16 protein-coding genes are annotated in these 16705 nt (G+C 63.6%); 10 read left to right on the top strand and 6 right to left on the bottom strand.

All coding sequences use genetic code 11. The features are described 5' to 3' along the window. The first annotated feature begins 113 nt into the window (after positions 1 to 113). The 7 genes from argS to ACN9M3_RS06150 are packed head-to-tail and all read left to right on the top strand — an operon-like array spanning position 114 to position 6296. Positions 114 to 1823 carry an arginine--tRNA ligase gene (argS, locus tag ACN9M3_RS06180; protein ID WP_426168690.1) on the top strand — a complete coding sequence of 570 codons (1710 nt, stop codon included), beginning with the start codon at positions 114 to 116 and terminating at the stop codon, positions 1821 to 1823. A gap of 7 nt (positions 1824 to 1830) precedes the next feature. Next, the gene (locus ACN9M3_RS06175) at positions 1831 to 2547 is read left to right on the top strand and encodes an SPOR domain-containing protein (RefSeq protein WP_426168687.1); all 717 of its coding nucleotides are present in this window, start codon (positions 1831 to 1833) and stop codon (positions 2545 to 2547) included. A gap of 14 nt (positions 2548 to 2561) precedes the next feature. Then, positions 2562 to 3230, top strand: coding sequence for a thiol:disulfide interchange protein DsbA/DsbL (locus ACN9M3_RS06170; RefSeq protein ID WP_426168684.1), 669 nt, complete (start codon positions 2562 to 2564; stop codon positions 3228 to 3230). Between the two features lie 4 nt (positions 3231 to 3234). Further along, positions 3235 to 4008 (top strand): SDR family oxidoreductase, encoded by a 774-nt coding sequence (locus ACN9M3_RS06165; RefSeq protein WP_426168682.1) that lies wholly within the window; start codon positions 3235 to 3237, stop codon positions 4006 to 4008. Then, on the top strand, positions 4005 to 4817 hold the full coding sequence (locus tag ACN9M3_RS06160; protein WP_426168679.1) for a biotin--[acetyl-CoA-carboxylase] ligase: 813 nt from the start codon (positions 4005 to 4007) through the stop codon (positions 4815 to 4817). The genes ACN9M3_RS06165 and ACN9M3_RS06160 overlap by 4 nt, the downstream gene beginning before the upstream one ends. Then, entirely contained in the window at positions 4814 to 5587 is a 774-nt protein-coding gene (locus ACN9M3_RS06155) for a type III pantothenate kinase (RefSeq protein WP_426168676.1), read from the top strand. Before ACN9M3_RS06160 ends, ACN9M3_RS06155 begins: the two co-directional genes overlap by 4 nt. 16 nt (positions 5588 to 5603) lie before the next feature. Continuing rightward, positions 5604 to 6296: an SPOR domain-containing protein gene (locus ACN9M3_RS06150; RefSeq protein WP_426321201.1), complete on the top strand. Its 693-nt coding sequence runs from the start codon at positions 5604 to 5606 to the stop codon at positions 6294 to 6296. Here the strand turns inward: ACN9M3_RS06150 and ACN9M3_RS06145 are convergent. From ACN9M3_RS06145 to ACN9M3_RS06120, 6 genes are read right to left on the bottom strand one after another with little or no spacing between them, the layout of a single operon-like run. Beyond that, positions 6283 to 7287 (bottom strand): septal ring lytic transglycosylase RlpA family protein, encoded by a 1005-nt coding sequence (locus ACN9M3_RS06145; protein ID WP_426168672.1) that lies wholly within the window; start codon positions 7285 to 7287, stop codon positions 6283 to 6285. The two genes, ACN9M3_RS06150 and ACN9M3_RS06145, sit on opposite strands and share 14 nt — an antisense overlap. Next, complete coding sequence (rodA, locus tag ACN9M3_RS06140) at positions 7284 to 8399, bottom strand: rod shape-determining protein RodA (protein WP_426168669.1); 1116 nt, start codon at positions 8397 to 8399, stop codon at positions 7284 to 7286. Before rodA ends, ACN9M3_RS06145 begins: the two co-directional genes overlap by 4 nt. 10 nt (positions 8400 to 8409) lie before the next feature. Further along, positions 8410 to 10497 (bottom strand): penicillin-binding protein 2, encoded by a 2088-nt coding sequence (gene mrdA, locus ACN9M3_RS06135; protein WP_426168667.1) that lies wholly within the window; start codon positions 10495 to 10497, stop codon positions 8410 to 8412. A 2-nt stretch (positions 10498 to 10499) separates the two neighbouring features. After that, complete coding sequence (gene mreD / locus ACN9M3_RS06130; protein WP_130316749.1) at positions 10500 to 11012, bottom strand: rod shape-determining protein MreD; 513 nt, start codon at positions 11010 to 11012, stop codon at positions 10500 to 10502. After that, on the bottom strand, positions 11009 to 11953 hold the full coding sequence (gene mreC, locus ACN9M3_RS06125; protein WP_426168664.1) for a rod shape-determining protein MreC: 945 nt from the start codon (positions 11951 to 11953) through the stop codon (positions 11009 to 11011). Before mreC ends, mreD begins: the two co-directional genes overlap by 4 nt. Before the next feature lie 46 nt (positions 11954 to 11999). Beyond that, positions 12000 to 13043 (bottom strand): rod shape-determining protein, encoded by a 1044-nt coding sequence (locus ACN9M3_RS06120; protein WP_028102363.1) that lies wholly within the window; start codon positions 13041 to 13043, stop codon positions 12000 to 12002. Positions 13044 to 13281: 238 nt separating this feature from the next. Here ACN9M3_RS06120 and gatC point away from each other — a divergent pair, with 238 nt between their 5' ends. The 3 genes from gatC (at position 13282) to gatB (ending at position 16643) form a co-directional block, all read left to right on the top strand. Further along, on the top strand, positions 13282 to 13581 hold the full coding sequence (gene gatC / locus ACN9M3_RS06115; protein ID WP_426168661.1) for an Asp-tRNA(Asn)/Glu-tRNA(Gln) amidotransferase subunit GatC: 300 nt from the start codon (positions 13282 to 13284) through the stop codon (positions 13579 to 13581). A 115-nt stretch (positions 13582 to 13696) separates the two neighbouring features. Further along, positions 13697 to 15172, top strand: coding sequence for an Asp-tRNA(Asn)/Glu-tRNA(Gln) amidotransferase subunit GatA (gene gatA, locus ACN9M3_RS06110; protein ID WP_426321197.1), 1476 nt, complete (start codon positions 13697 to 13699; stop codon positions 15170 to 15172). Between the two features lie 10 nt (positions 15173 to 15182). Then, entirely contained in the window at positions 15183 to 16643 is a 1461-nt protein-coding gene (gene gatB / locus ACN9M3_RS06105; RefSeq protein WP_426321195.1) for an Asp-tRNA(Asn)/Glu-tRNA(Gln) amidotransferase subunit GatB, read from the top strand. Positions 16644 to 16705 lie beyond the last annotated feature (62 nt).

The following is a 16705-nucleotide window of genomic DNA, read 5'->3' as shown; positions in this document are numbered from 1 at the left end:
AAACCACAGCGTAACAGGACAATCAAGCCATCCACTGAGTCAAGTCAAGCAATAGAGGGAATGATACGCTTTTCAGTATAATGTCCCTCTTTCAGACGTTCCCGGCTATTCACATGCTCGCCCAACAAAAGCAAGAGATCATTTCCCTGTTCCAGGCCGCCCTCAAGCCTATCCTGGAAGGTTCCGACGTTAAAGCCAACGTGGTGCTGGAGCGCCCGCGCGACCCATCGCACGGCGACGTCGCCTGCAATATCGCCATGCAGCTGGCCAAGCAGCTCAAGATGAACCCGCGCGAGCTGGCGCAGAAGATCGTCGCCGCCCTGCAGGAAGACCCGGCCGGCAAGCACCTGGTCGCATCGGCCGACATCGCCGGCCCGGGCTTCATCAACCTGCGCGTCACCGACGCCGCCAAGCAGTCCGTGGTCAAGACCGTGCTGCAACAGGGCGCGACCTTCGGCCAGAGCGAATCGCTGGCCGGCAAGAACGTCATCATCGAATTCGTCTCCGCCAACCCGACCGGCCCGCTGCACGTAGGCCACGGCCGCCAGGCCGCCCTGGGCGACGCCCTGTCCTCGCTGTTCGAAGCGCAAGGCGCCAAGGTCACCCGCGAGTTCTATTACAACGACGCCGGCGTCCAGATCCAGACCCTGGCTACCTCGGTCCAGTGCCGCGCCAAGGGCTTCAAGCCGGGCGACGCGGAATGGCCTGAATCGGCCTACAACGGCGACTATATTGCCGATATCGCCGCCGATTTCCTGGCCAAAAAGACCGTTTCCGCCTCCGACGGCCAGCCCGTCACCGGCTCCGGCGACGTGGAAGACATCGAGAACATCCGCGCCTTCGCCGTGACCTACCTGCGCAACGAGCAGGACATCGACCTGCAGGCCTTCGGCGTGAAGTTCGACAACTACTACCTGGAATCCTCGCTGTACTCCGACGGCAAGGTGGAAAAGGCCGTGGAAGCCCTGGTCGCCAACGGCCACACCTACGAAGACGGCGGCGCGCTGTGGCTGCGCACCACCGACTACGGCGACGACAAGGACCGCGTCATGCGCAAGACCGACGGCGGCTACACCTATTTCGTGCCGGACGTCGCCTACCACATCGTCAAGTTCCAGCGCGGCTTCACCCAGGCCATCAACGTGCAGGGCTCCGACCACCACGGCACCATCGCCCGCGTGCGCGCAGGCCTGCAGGCGGTCGGACTGGGCATTCCGCAAGGCTTCCCCGACTACGTGCTGCACAAGATGGTCACCGTGATGAAGGACGGCGCCGAGGTGAAGATCTCCAAGCGTGCCGGCTCCTACGTCACCGTGCGCGACCTGATCGAATGGTCCGGCGGCGGCGACATCACCAAGGGCCGCGATGCCGTGCGCTTCTTCCTGATCTCGCGCAAAGCCGACACCGAATTCGTGTTCGACGTCGACGTTGCCCTGAAAACTTCCGACGAAAACCCGGTCTACTACGTGCAGTACGCCCATGCGCGTATCTGCCGCATGCTGGAAAACTGGGGCGGCGACGAAGCCTCGGTCGCCAACGTCGACCTGTCGCCGCTGACCGCGCCGACCGAAGCGACCCTGCTGGCCGCCCTGGCGCAGTATCCGGAAGTGCTGGCCCGCGCCCAGGCGGAACTGGGCCCGCACCAGGTAGCCTTCTACCTGCGCGACCTGGCCGCCGCCCTGCACTCCTTCTACTTCGCCGAAAAGGTGCTAGTGGAAGACGAAGCGACCAAGCTGGCCCGCGTGGCCCTGATGGTCGCTACCCGCCAGGTGCTGCGCAACGGCCTGGCACTGATCGGTGTTTCTGCTCCTAACCAAATGTAAGGTCCACATGGCTTTTCGCTCCTCGCGCTTTTCTCCGCGTCTGCAACAAGGTAATACCTTGGTTGGCTTCATCATCGGCCTGGTCATCGGCCTGGTCATCGCCGTCGTCGTCGCCCTGAGCATCACCAAGGGCCAGACGCCGTTCACCGACAAGGCGCCGAAAAACGGCAAGCCGACCGATGAAGCATCCGGCCAGATCGCCGATCCGAACAAGCCGATGTACGGCAACAAGGATGCGGTGAAGAAGGCAAACAGCGAATTCGAGCGCGATAACGCGAAGCCAGCTCCAGCCGATGAACTGCAGAAGGTAGTGGACAACATCCAGGCGCAGGGCCATGCTCCGGCCAAGGCCCCGGCGGCAGCGCCAGCGGCTCCGGCACCGGCACCGGCGCCTGCCACCACTTCGCCCGCGGCCCCGCCGCCGGTCAACAGCGCGGCGCCACCGGCGCAGTCAGCCGCCCCGGCGCCTGCCCTGCCAGGCGAAGACAAGTTCGTGTACTACCTGCAGGCCGGCGCCTTCCGCGAAGTCGGCGACGCCGAAAACACCCGCGCAAAGCTGGCCCTGCTGGGCTTCGAAGCGACGGTGTCCGACCGCGCCACCGACGCCGGCGTGTTGCACCGCGTGCGCATGGGTCCTTTCACCCAGGTGGAGGCCATGAACAAGGTGCGCGCCAAGCTATCTGAAAACGGCATCGATGTTGCCGTCGTCCGTAATCAAAAATAAGGGAAGTGCGAGCGATGAAACTGTTTAAGCAGATCCTGGCCGCGCTCTTGTGCGGCGTCGCGTTCGGCGCCATTGCCTCTCCGGCGGCGCCAGTGGCCGGCACCGATTACGTGGTGCTGCCAGAGCCGCAGCCGGTAGACACCGGCAAAAAGGTTGAAGTCATCGAGTTCTTCGCTTACTACTGCCCGCACTGCTATGTACTCGATCCGGCCATGGCCGCCTGGGTCAAGCGACAAGGCGACAACGTGGTGTTCAAGCGCATCCATGTGAGCCGCGGCCCGTCCGTGCTGCCGCAGCAGAAGCTGTTCTTCGCGCTGGAAGCCCTCGGCCTGGTGGAGCAGAACCATGCGAAAGTGTTCAACGCCATGCATGAACAGGGCAATTCCCTGCGCAACGACGCCGCGGTGATCGACTGGGCCGCCAGCAACGGCATCGACAAGACCAAATTTACCGAAGCCTATAACGGCTTTGGCGTAGCGGCCAAGGTGCGCCGCACGGAACGCATGATGGGCGATTACCGGGTCGACTACTGGCCGATGCTGATCGTCGATGGCAAGTACATGACCTCCCCTGCCGAAGCCAACAAGAGCATCAAGCCGGTGCCAAGCGAGGCCCAGCAGCACGCCAATGCGCTGACGGTACTGGATTTCCTGGTGGCCAAGGCAAAGGCGGAGAAGAAGTAAGACCTTGAAGCGCGTTTTCATCACCGGCGCCTCCAGCGGCATCGGCGCGGCACTGGCGGCGCAGTACGCCGCCCAAGGTTGCGTTCTCGGCCTGCTGGGACGCCGCGCGGAGGCGCTGCAGGCGCTTGCCGCTACCCTTCCCAATCCGGAGCGCCACCGCTGCTACGCGGCCGACGTCACCGACCATGCGGCGCTGCGCAGCGCTGCAGAAGCTTTCCTGGCCCATGCCGGCGGCTGCGACATCGTCATCGCCAGCGCAGGCATCTCGCACGGCACCATCACTGAACTGGCGGAAGACTTGCCGGTCTTCGAATCGATCATCGCCACCAACGTCACGGCCACGGTGGCGACGTTTTCGCCTTTCATCGCGCCGATGCGCGCGCAGGGCTCTCCGGCGCGCCTGGTTGGCATTGGCAGCGTTGCCGGTGTGCGCGGCCTGCCGGGCGGGGGCGCCTACAGCGCGTCCAAGGCCGCGGTACGGGTGTATTGCGAAGCGCTGCGGGTCGAATTGCGCGGCAGCGGGATCAAGGTGGTCACCATTGCGCCGGGATATATCGATACGCCGATGACGCAACAGAACAAATATCCGATGCCGTTCCTGATGCAGCCTGCCGATTTCGCGGCCGCCGCAGCGCGCAGCATCGAGCGAGGCGACAGCTACCGGGTCATTCCCTTCGGCGCCGGCATGATTGCGCGCTTGTTGCGCGCGCTGCCGAACTGGCTGTTCGACCGGGCTTTCGCCAAGGCGCCGCACAAGGCGCGCAAGGGCACAACATGAATGCAACACCGCTCGCTGCTGCGGCAATCCGTGCGCTGGTCGCCGACAGCGCATCCCACGTCGCCATTGAAGTGGTGGACGAAACCGGCTCGACCAACGCCGACTTGCTGGCGCGCGTGCCTTGCGCGGTGCAGACGGGGGCGGCCGCATTGAGCGGGCCCGTGCTGCGCGTGGCCGAGCGCCAGACCGCAGGCCGCGGACGCGCGGGCCGCAGCTGGCTCTCCGCGCCGGGCGCATCGCTGACGTTCTCCGTCGCCTGGCCGTTCCGCGCGCCGCTGCACCGCATGGTGGGCTTGCCGCTGGCTGTCGGCGTGGCGCTGGCCGAGACCGTGAATGGACTGGGCGTGCCCGTCCAGCTCAAATGGCCGAACGATATGCTGAAGGATGGCGCCAAGCTGGCCGGCATCCTGGTCGAAACCCAGGCTGCGCCGGATGGCACCATCTGGGCCGTCATCGGTTGCGGCATGAACCTGCTGATGCCGGACGAGATGGAGGCGGCCATCGGCCGCGAAGTATCCTCGGCCCCCTGGCTGGCGCAGATGGACCGCAATGCCTTGCTGGCGCAATTGCTCAGCCGCCTGTGTGCGGTGCTGGCGGAATTCGACGCTACCGGCTTTGCCGCCTTCACCGAACGCTGGAACGCGCTGCAGGCCTGGCGCGGGCAGCCGGTACGGCTGCTCGACCAGGGCGAAGTCCAGCAGGAAGGACTGGCCGCCGGCGTCGATGACCAGGGCCGCTTGCTGCTCGATACGCCGGCTGGCCGCGTGGCCGTGCTGTCGGGCGATGTTTCGCTGAGGCTTGCGCCATGAGCTACCAACTGCTGATCGATGCCGGCAACACCCGCATCAAATGGGCGCTCGTTGCCCCCGGCGCCGCCCTCGGCGACTGGCTGGTGCAAGGTGCGCACATGCATGCTGACGCCGCCGAGTTCCCGGCGGCACTGGCCGGTGCCCTTGCCGGTGCGCCCGCCGCGCCCGGCATCAGCCGCGTGCTGATCGCCAACGTGGCCGGCCAGTCCGTGCGCGACATGCTGGCCGGCTGGCTGTCCGCGCCGCAGCTGCAGCTCGATCCGCAAGCCATCGAATGGTTCGCCTCCATCCCGGAGCGCGCCGGCGTCCGCAATGCCTACCGTAATCCCGCGCAGCTTGGCTGCGACCGTTTCGCCGCGGCCATCGGCGCCCGCGCCCTGTGCCCGGGCAAAGCCATCGTGGTCGCCAATTGCGGTACGGCCACCACGATCGACGCGATCACCGCTGACGGCACTTTCCTGGGCGGCATGATCCTGCCGGGCCTGGGCCTGATGGCCACCTCGCTGGCCAGGAACACTGCCCAGCTACCGCAGATCAAGCCCGGCAAGCTGCCGGAAGGCTTCGCCGACAACACCGACGACGCCATCCTGTCCGGCTGCCTGGCCGCGCAAGCCGGTGCGATTGAACGCGCGTTCGAGCTGCACCAGGCCGTAGAATGTATTATTTCCGGCGGCGCCGCGCCTTACGTCGCGCCAGCGGTCCCCGTGCCGCACCGCCACGTCGAGAACATTGTGATGATTGGACTGCACGCTGCCTTGCGCAGCGCCTGACCCGTATGGAGCGCCCGTGCTGAAACTGATATTTGCCCTGCTGCTGGTCGCCAATGCCGCGCTGTATGCGTACGGCGAGGGCTACCTCGGCCAATTCAGCGGCAACGAGCATGAACCTGGACGCCTGCAAAAGCAGCAGAATGCCGACAAGCTTCAGTTGATCAGCGCCAGCAAGGCCGAAAGCGCGGTAGCAGCACTCGCCCCGCCACCGCCGGTACCGCGCGACGAGCCGGCCACCGTCGCCTGCGTGGAAGTGGGCAACTTCGCGCTGGACGAGGCGCGCAAGTTTGAAAACCGCCTGGCGCCGCTGGAACTGGGCGACCGCCAGCAGCGCCGCAACGTGGCCGAACAGGAAGTGTCGAGCTACATCGTGCACATCCCGCCGCAAGCCAGCCGCGCTGCCGCCGAAAAGAAGGCGGACGAGTTGCGTGAACTCGGCGTCACCAATTTCTTCATCCTGAACGATAGCTCGCCGCTGAGATGGGGTATCTCGCTGGGCGTATTCCGCACCGAGGCAGCCGCGCAGGCGCAACTGGCCGCGCTGGTCAAGCAAGGCGTGCAAACGGCCCGCGTGGCGCCGCGCTACACCAGCAGCAAGCAGGTGTACTTCCAGTTCCGCGACCTCAGCGAAGACGCCAGGACGCGCATCGCCAAGATCACCGCCAAGTTTCCCGAGCAGGAAACCCGTTCCTGCTCTAGCGCTCGATAACGATAGGCCTGAGCTTCAGGCTTGAAGGCAGCGCCTTGCCGGCTGCCTGCGCATCTTCGCGGCTCGCGTAAGGGCCGGCGAACAACCGGTAGAATTTTCCAGCCTGCTCGACGTCGAGCTTCAGGCTGGCGTCGCTTGCTTCCAGCCGCTTGCGCAGGCCGTCGGCGCCGTCCTCGCGTGCATAAGAACCCAGCTGCAGGTAGAAGCCCTGCTCGCCTGCACCGCCCAGCAACACCGGCCTGGCTTCGTCGCCATTGGAGGACGCCAGCATGGGCGCCGCCTTCGGCATGCTTTGCGGCGCCTGGGGCGTCGTCACCGAAGCGGTGGCCGCTGCGCTGCCGCCAGCCTTGCGCGCCGCGATCATGCGCTCGATCTCGGCCGGCGGCAGGTGCACCACTTCAAGCTGGCTCATGCCGTTGACCAGCAGGCCAAGCTTCAGCGCCGCCGTATAGGAAACGTCGATGATTCGGGTGGAGTGGAACGGCCCGCGGTCATTGATGCGCACCACCACCGAATTGCCGTTGGAGACATTGGTCACGCGTGCATAAGAAGGAATCGGCAGCGTCGGATGCGCCGCCGTCATCTTGTACATATCGTAGATCTCGCCGGACGAGGTGCGCTGGCCATGGAATTTCTTGCCATACCAGGTGCCCAGTCCGCGCTGCTTGAAGTCCGAGCCAAGCGGGATAGGCTTGTAGGTCTTGCCAAAGACGACGTAAGGACGATTGGAGTAAGGCGCGAGAGGATCGTTGCGCACCTCCGCATCAGGCGTCTCAAGCAAGCCCGATGGCGGGTTGTCGCCCGGGCCGTCGTCCTGGTAGTAGGCGCCGCGCCCGGAGCCGGCGGCCGGCAGCGCCGGAATGCCCGGTTGCGGCTTGGCCGTCACGGGCGGCGGCGGCTTGCGCGAAGTGGAGTCGGTCTGCGTGGTACCGCAAGCGGCCAGCAGTGCGGCTGCCGCAAGCGGCAGGAGTCGGATTGCGTGCTTCTTCAAGTTTGCACCAGCTTTCTATGTCGCTGGATCGACATCAGGATGCCCGATGCCAATCCGAGTGTCAGCAGCGCAGTGCCACCGTAGCTTATGAACGGCAGTGGCACGCCCACTACCGGAAGGATGCCGCTCACCATGCCCATGTTGACGAAGGCATAAGTGAAGAAAATCATCGTGATCGCGCCCGCCAGCAGGCGGGTAAACAGGTTCGGCGCGCCCGAGGCGATCATCAGCCCGCGGCCAATCAGCAGCAGGTAGAGGAACATCAGCACCAGGTTGCCGATCAGGCCAAACTCCTCGGAGAACACGGCGAAGATGAAGTCGGTGGTGCGCTCGGGAATGAACTCAAGGTGGGCCTGGGTGCCCTGCGTCCAGCCTTTGCCCGTCACGCCGCCGGAGCCGATGGCGATGGTCGACTGCAGGATGTGGAAGCCCTTGCCCAGAGGGTCGGACGTCGGGTCGATCAGCGTCATGATCCGCTCGCGCTGGTAATCGTGCATCATCGACCAGGCCACCGGCAGGCAGGCAGCGCCCATCACCACCAGAGCAAGAATGGCTTTCCACGCCAGGCCGGCCAGGAAAATCACACAGGCGCCCGCCGCCACCACCAGCAGCGCCGTGCCCAGGTCGGGCTGGCGCGCGATCAGGAACACCGGCACCAGCAGCAGTACCGCGCCCAGCGCATATGCATGCCAGCGCATATGTCCGTGGCGCTGCTGGAAGTACCAGGCCAGCATCAGCGGCACCGCGATCTTGGCAAATTCGGAAGGCTGGATCTGAACGAAACCCAGGTTGAGCCAGCGCCGCGCGCCCAGCTTGATGGTGCCAAACAAGGCCACCGCAAGCAACAGCGAAATCGTCACCACATAGGCCGGCAGCGCAACGCGCATCATGTTTTGCGGCGAAATATTCGCCACGAACCACATCACCAGGAAAGACATGGCGATGTTGCGCAACTGGTCTTCGATCTTGCCGGGAATGCCGATGCTGGCCGAATACAGTGCGACCAGGCTGGTCGCCAGCAGCAGGACGATGACCAGCATCAGCGGGCCATCGAATACCGTCACGTACGGACGCATGCGCCGCCACAGTGAACGCCTTTCATTGATTGGCATGCTGCCTCCTTTATTCTCTCTTGCGCGGCGGGCCGGCCGGCGGCTTCTGGTCCGCCGGCGCTGGCGCCTGCGGCACCGGTGCAGGCGTCTGCGGCGCTGCCGCTGCCGGCTGTCCACCTGCCTGGCCTTGCTGCTGCGCGCGGCGCTCGGCAGCGGCATCCACGTCCGCCTCAGGCAGGTCTTCCACCGGCACGGTGACCGCATCTTCCTTCGGCACCGGCGTCGTTTCCTTTTCCGTCGGGCGCTTGCCCAGCAGCCAATAGTCCAGCACTTTACGCGCAATCGGCGCGGCCACGGCGCCGCCGAAGCCTGCGTTCTCCACGATCAGCGCCAGCACGATCTTCGGCTTGTCTGCCGGTGCGAAGGCGGTAAACCAGGCATTGTCGCGCAAGCGTTCATCCAGTCGCGCGGCGTTGTACTTTTCATTGGCCTTGATCGCCACCACCTGCGCGGTACCGGTCTTGCCGCCCACGGTATAGCCGGCATTCAGGAAGGCGCGGTAGCCGGTCGCACCGGGCTCGGTGGTCACGCCCACCATCGCATCCTTGATGAAGTCGATGTTGGCCTGCTTGAGCGGGATGCGGTAGCTTTCCTTCGGTACGGTCAGGGTGCGCTTGCGGGTGCCGCCGTCTTCGATGATCTTGACCAGGTGCGGCTTCATGACCACGCCGTTGTTGGCCAGGTTGGCCACCGCGTGCGCCACCTGCAGCGGCGTGTAGTTGTTGTAGCCGGAGCCGTTGGAGACTGAAATCGTGTCGCCGCCCACCCACTTGCCTGCCGCCGGGTTCTTCTTGAAGCGCTGGCGCTTCCATTCCTGCGACGGCAGCACGCCTTTCTTCTCGTTTTCCAGATCAATTCCAGTAAGCTGGCCGAAGCCGAACGGCGCCATGAAATCATGGATCAAATCGATACCCATGTCGCGGCCCAGCATGTAGTAGTAAGTATTGCAGGACACGACGATGGACTTGCGCATGTCGACCATGCCGTGCCCGCCCACCACGTCGTCACGGAACTTGTGGGTGCCAAGGTAGAAGAAGCCCGGGTCCGCAATCGCCTGACTGGTGGTGCGTTTGCCGGTTTCCAGCGCCGCCAGCGCCATGAAGGGCTTGAAGGTGGAGCCCGGCGCATAAGTGCCGGACAGCGGCCGGTTCATCAGCGGCTTGTCGAGCGAGGTATTCAGTTCGTTCCAGCTTTGCGCATCGATACCGTCCACGAACAGGTTGGGGTCATAGCCGGGGCGCGAGACGTAAGCCAGCACGTCGCCGGTGCTCGGCTCGATCGCCACCAGCGCGCCGCGGTATTCGCCGAAAGCTTCTTCCGCGATCTTCTGCAGTTCGATATCGATCGACAGGATCAGGTTGGAGCCCGGCGTCGCAGGCGTGCGCGACAGCGTGCGGATGGCGCGGCCGCCGGCGGTACGCTCCACTTCCTCGTAGCCGGTCACGCCATGCAGTTGCCGTTCGTAGCTCTTTTCCAGGCCTTCCTTGCCGATATGTTCGGTGCCGTTGTAATTGGCTTCGTACTCGGTTCCTTCCAGCGCCTTTGATTCAGCCTGATTGATGCGGCCGATATAACCGACCACGTGCGAGGCCACCTCGCCCAGCGGGTACTGGCGGAACAGGCGAGCCTGGATATCCACGCCCGGGAAGCGGAAGCGGTTGGCGGCGAAGCGCGCCACTTCCTCATCGCTCAGGCGGCTGCGCAGAGGTACGCTGGTGAAGCTTTTCGATTCTTCCATCAGCTTCTTGAAGCGGCGGCGGTCCTTGGTGGTGATCTCCACCAGCTTGGCCAGTTCGTCGATCACGTCCTCCATCGGCGCGGCCAGCTTGGAAGGCGTAATCTCCAGCGTGATCGCAGAGTAGTTCCGCGCCAGCACAACGCCGTTGCGATCGAGGATCAGGCCGCGGCTCGGTACGATCGGCACCACCGCGATGCGGTTATCCTCGGCCTTGGCAATGTAGTCGTTATGCTTGATGACCTGCAGCCAGATGAAGCGCGCCAGCAGCAGCGAAAAGCAAAAGAACACCAGCCCGCCCAGCACGGACAGTCGCACCCGGAAGCGGTGCAGGTCTTGCTCTGTATTCTTGAACTCGGTCATGCTCAGATCGGGCGGGTGTGGTCTTTGTCCACGGCGCGGCGCTGCGGCGCCAGCAACAGCATGGTCGCCAATGGCCACAACAGCGCTGCCACCACGCTTTCAATGAAAAAGAACCAGCCAGGGAATTTGCCGGCCACGATGAAGCGCACCACCATCTGCACGGTTTGCGCCAGCAACAGCAGCGGCAGCACGTGCAGGATCTGCGTCGTCACGCGGAACCACAGGATCCGGCGATGCAGCATGATGGCGAAATAGGACAGCAGCGTATAAGCCAGGGCATTCTCGCCCAGCAGCGAAGCGTCGTGCACGTCCATCAGGAGGCCGAGGAAGAACGCGGTGCCGATGCCGACCTTGCGCGGCTGGTGCACACCCCAGAACACCAGCGTCAGTGCCACGAAGTCCGGCGCCGCGAAGAAGCGGCCCCACGGCAGCATGTTGAGCAGCACCGCGCAGAACAGGCTGAAAAAAATGAACAGCGGGCTGACAGGCAGCAGGATGTATTGTGGACGGTTCATCGGGTTGCCTCCTTCGGCGCTTCTGCAGCTTCCGCCTTGACCTTTTCCTTGTCTTTCTTCTTCGACGGCTTGGCGGCCGGCTCTTCTTCCGGAGGGCGCGGCGGCATTTCCGGCAGCGACATCAGGATCAGCAGCGCGGTATTGCGCTCGGTACCGGCCAGTGGCGCGCACACCACGCGGCCGAAGGCGCCGCTGGCATTGCTCTCCACCTGCACCACGCGCGCCACGGCCAGACCGGCCGGATAGACGCCGTCGATGCCGGACGTAATCAGGATATCGCCGACCACCACGTCCGCTGTCGGCGCCATGAAGCGCAAATCGAGGTTGCCCGACTGGCCGCGGCCAACCGCCACCGAACGCAGGCCGTTGCGCAGGATCTGCACCGGAATCGCCTGCTCCTTGTCGGTCAGCAGGGTCACTTCGGAAGTGAACGGGAACACGCGCGTCACCTGCCCCACTACGCCCTGGTTATCGATCACCGGCAAGCCGGCAGACACGCCATGCTGGATGCCGCGGTTGAGGATCACCTTGCGCGTGAAAACATCGCGCGCTTCGTAAAGGATTTCAGCCAGCTGCGACTTGCCAGGCACGCGCTGCTGCGCATCGAGCAGCTTGCGCAGCTGGTTGTTCTCAGCCTGGTAGAGCTGCGCCTGCTGCAAGGCCTGCGAAGCTGCGATCTGTTGCTGTTGCAGGACACTGACCTGCTTCTCCAGCTTCGACAGCGTGGAGAAGTAGTCGCCCATGCCGCTGATGGCGTCGCGCGGCAGCAACGCAATCTTCTGCAGGGGATAGAGGACAAAGCCGACGCCCTGCCGGACTGCCGTCAGCGCATTCACGCGTGAATCGGCCAGCAGCAGCGCAATCGAAATGCACGCGAACACCATCATCTTGAAACGGGCGGACGCGCCTTGCTTGAACAGTGGCGGTGGACTGTATTCCATGTCTTCCAATTGATAAGGGCAGCTTCCGCTGCCCTTTTACTCAACCTTACTCGTAGGAGAAGATGGACCCCAGCTGGTCCATGCGCTCCAGCGCCAGGCCGGAGCCGCGCACCACGCAGGTCAGAGGGTCTTCTGCCACCAGCACCGGCAGGCCGGTTTCTTCCATCAGCAGGCGGTCCAGGTCGCGCAGCAGGGCGCCGCCGCCGGTCAGCATCATGCCCTTTTCGGCGATGTCTGCACCCAGTTCCGGCGGGGTCTGCTCCAGCGCGTTCTTGACGGCGGAGACGATGTTGTTCAGCGGGTCGGTCAGCGCTTCCAGGATCTCGTTGGACGAGATGGTGAAGGAGCGCGGGATGCCTTCCGACAGGTTGCGGCCCTTGACTTCCATTTCCTTGACTTCGGAGCCTGGGAAAGCGGAACCGATGGCCTTCTTGATCGCTTCGGCGGTCTGTTCGCCGATCAGCATGCCGTAGTTGCGGCGGATGTAGTTGACGATCGCTTCGTCGAACTTGTCGCCGCCCACGCGCACGGAGCCCTTGTACACCATGCCGCCCAGCGAGATGATGCCCACTTCGGTGGTGCCGCCGCCGATGTCGACCACCATCGAGCCGGTCGCGTCGGACACTGGCAAGCCGGCGCCGATCGCCGCTGCCATTGGCTCTTCGATCAGGTACACCTGCGATGCGCCCGCGCCGAGGGCCGATTCACGGATCGCGCGGCGCTCCACCTGGGTCGAGCCGCAAGGCACGCAAATGATGATACGCGGCGATGGGCGGAAGAATTTGGAGTCGTGCACCATGCGGATGAACTGCTTCAGCATCTGCTCGGTGACGGTGAAGTCGGCGATCACGCCGTCTTTCATCGGGCGGATCGCCTCGATGTTGCCGGGTACCTTGCCCAGCATCTGTTTTGCTTCTTTACCAACGGCCTGGATCGTTTTCTTGCCGTTTGGACCACCTTCCTGGCGGATCGCTACGACGGAAGGCTCGTCCAGCACGATGCCGGAGCCGCGGACGTAAATCAGGGTGTTCGCCGTACCCAGGTCGATAGCCAGGTCAGACGAGATATAGCGACGTAAAAAACCAAACATGAGTGTCCTGTAGGGCGCTGTGCGCAAAATTCGTTATATGAGGTATCCGGTCAGATGCGGCCAGGCGGGTGTTCAGCACCAGCAGCGCATTAACCCGCGATTGTACCTTATAATCTACAGGTTATTTGCCCTAAATCCACTCTATTGTGCGAGCACGCAACCGTTGATTTATGCGGCGTTTGCCGCGATTTAACTGGTGATAGGCAATCAATCCAATAAATTACATTTTGACAATTCCATGTCCCTGACACTGAACGACGTTGAACGCATCGCCAAACTGGCCCAGTTGGAGATGGACGCTGAACATTCCGCCAATATGCTGGACAAGCTGAACGGCATTTTCGCGCTGGCCGAGCAGATGCAGGCCGTGGACACCGAGGGCGTCGCCCCGCTGTCCCACCCGCTGGCCAATGCCATGCAGGTTGCCCTGCGCTTGCGCGAAGACGTGGCAACCGAGCCGAATCGCCGCGAGGAATACCAGCAAGTGGCGCCGAAGACCGAAGATGGCCTGTACCTGGTGCCGAAGGTGATCGAATAAAACCGGTAAGGCGGTGTCAGACCCGCAGGGTCAGACATCCGGCCCGCAACTGCCGCGTATTGGTGTCTGACCCTGCGGGTCTGACACCGGTTTACTGGTTTAAAGAGGAAAACGAATGCACACCAAAACAATCAAAGAGCTGTCCGAGCTCCTGCAAAAAAAGGAAGTCAGCGCTGTCCAGCTGGCGACCCACTTCCTGGACCGAATTGAAAAAAGCGACCTGAACGCATTCCTGCACGTGGACCGCGCCCTGACGCTGGCCCAGGCCGAAGAAGCCGACAAGCGCATCGCAGCTGGCACCGCCACCCCGCTGACAGGCGTGCCGATCGCCCACAAGGACATTTTCGTCACCAAAGGCTGGCGCTCGACCGCCGGCTCGAAGATGCTGGCCAACTACGTCAGCCCGTTCGACGCCACCGTGGTGCAGAAATTCCAGGACGCCGGCATGGTCACCCTGGGCAAGCTGAACTGCGACGAATTCGCCATGGGCTCCTCGAACGAGAACTCGGCCTTCGGCGCAGTGAAAAACCCGTGGGACAAGTCTGCCGTTCCAGGCGGCTCCTCGGGCGGCTCCGCTGCCGCCGTCGCTGCACGCCTGGCCCCTGGCGTCACCGGCACCGACACCGGCGGCTCGATCCGCCAGCCTGCAGCCTTCTGCGGCATCACCGGCATCAAGCCAACCTATGGCCGCGCCTCGCGCTTCGGAATGATCGCTTTCGCCTCTTCGCTGGACCAGGCAGGCCCGATGGCGCAAACCGCGGAAGACTGCGCGCTGCTGCTGTCGGCAATGACCGGCTTCGACGAGCGCGATTCGACCAGCCTGTCCGCTGAACAAGGCAACGCTGCCGAAGACTTCACCCGCGACCTGGACAAGCCGCTGGCCGGCCTGCGCATCGGCGTGCCGAAGGAATACTTCGGCGAAGGCCTGGCCGCCGACGTCGAAAAGGCCGTGCGCGCCGCGCTGGCCAAGTTCGTGGAACTGGGCGCCACGCTGGTCGACATTTCGCTGCCGAACACCGCGCTGTCGATCCCTGCCTACTACATGATCGCCCCGGCGGAAGCCTCGTCCAACCTGTCGCGCTTTGACGGCGTGCGCTACGGCCACCGCGCCGAGGGCTACAAGGATTTGCAGGACATGTACAAGAAGAGCCGCGCCCAAGGCTTCGGCCCTGAAGTGCAGCGCCGTATCATGGTTGGCACCTACATCCTGTGCCACGGCTACTACGACGCCTACTACCTGAAAGCGCAGAAGATCCGCCGCAAGATCACGCAGGACTTCGCCAATGTGCTGGGCAGCCAGTGCGATGTGATCATGGGTCCAGTGGCACCGACCGTGGCCTGGGACCTGGGCTCGAAGGCAGACGATCCGGTAGCGAACTACCTGGCCGACATCTTCACCCTGTCCACCAGCCTGGCAGGCTTGCCTGGCATGTCCATCCCTTGCGGTTTCGGCGAAGGCGAGAAAAACGCCAACCGCCCGGTCGGCCTGCAGATCATCGGCAACTACTTCGCTGAAGCGAAGCTGCTGAATGTGGCCCACCAGTTCCAGCAAGGTACTGACTGGCATAAACGCGCGCCTTCTTCGATTTAAGGAAAAGAATATGGAATGGGAAGTCGTCATCGGTATTGAGAACCACGTACAGCTCACTACCGACTCCAAAATTTTCAGCGGCTCGCCGACCAAGTTCGGCGCCGAACCAAACACCCAGGCCAGCCCGGTCGACCTGGCGCTGCCAGGCGTGCTGCCAGTGATGAACAAGCAAGCCGTCGACCGTGCGATCCGCTTCGGCCTCGCCGTCGGCGCCAAAGTAGCCCCGCAGTCGATCTTCGCCCGCAAGAACTACTTCTACCCTGACCTGCCGAAGGGCTACCAGATCTCGCAGTTCGAAGATCCAGTCGTCCAGGGCGGCCAGCTGACCTTCGGCTTCGAGAAGGACGGCCAGTTCGTCACGCGCACCGTGAACCTGACCCGCGCCCACCTTGAAGAGGACGCAGGCAAGTCGCTGCACGAGGACTACCACGGCATGTCGGGCATCGACCTCAATCGCGCCGGCACCCCGCTGCTGGAGATTGTTTCCGAACCGGAGATCCGCTCCGCAGCCGAAGCAGTGGCTTACTGCAAGGCCCTGCACGGCCTCGTGATGTGGTTGGGCATCTGCGACGGCAATATGCAGGAAGGCTCGTTCCGCTGCGACATCAACGTGTCCGTGCGCCCGAAAGGCCAGAAGGAATTCGGCACCCGCTGCGAAATCAAGAACCTGAACTCTTTCCGCTTCATCGAAGAAGCCGTGCACGTGGAAGTCGCGCGCCAGATCGAACTGATCGAAGACGGCGGCAAGGTGGTGCAGGCGACCCGCCTGTACGATCCGGACAAGAAGGTCACCCGCGAAATGCGCACCAAGGAAGACGCGCAGGACTACCGCTACTTCCCTGACCCGGACCTGCCGCCGCTGACCATCGGCGCCGACTGGATCGAGCGTGTAAAGGCATCCATGCCGGAACTGCCGGCCGTGATGCGCGCGCGTTTCGTGGAAGAGTACAAGCTGCCGGAATACGATTCGCTGGTACTGACCGCCTCCAAGGGCATGGCCACCTATTTCGAGGCCGTGGTTGCTGCAGCAGGCAAGGAGAACGCCAAGGCCGCAGCGAACTGGCTGATGGGCGATGTGTCGTCGACCCTGAACCGCGAAGGTGTGGAGATCACTGAAGCGCCGGTACTGCCTGCGCAGCTGGCCGGCATGCTGAAGCGCATCGCCGACGGCACGATCTCCAACAAGATCGCGAAGGAAGTATTCGGCGCAATGTGGGAAGCCAAGTCGGAAGACCCGAACCTGGTCGATGCGATCATCGAGCAGAAAGGCCTGAAGCAGATTTCCGACACCGGCGCGCTGGAAGCTATCGTCAACGAGGTTATTGCCAACAACGAGAAGTCCGTTGAGCAGTACCGCGCGGGCAAGGAAGCGGCCATCAACGCGCTGATCGGCCAGGCGATGAAAGCCTCGAAAGGCAAGGCCAATCCGGCCCAGCTGACCGAGCTGCTGAAGAAGAAGCTGGCTTCTTAAACCCTGTAATCCTGGGTCTGACCCGCAGGGTCAGGCCCCGTCTGCGGCACAGCCAGGGGTTG

The organism is Pseudoduganella sp. R-43, from assembly GCF_049913255.1.
In the GTDB taxonomy this organism is placed as follows: domain Bacteria; phylum Pseudomonadota; class Gammaproteobacteria; order Burkholderiales; family Burkholderiaceae_D; genus Rugamonas.
This window is presented reverse-complemented; position numbering and strand designations above follow the sequence as displayed.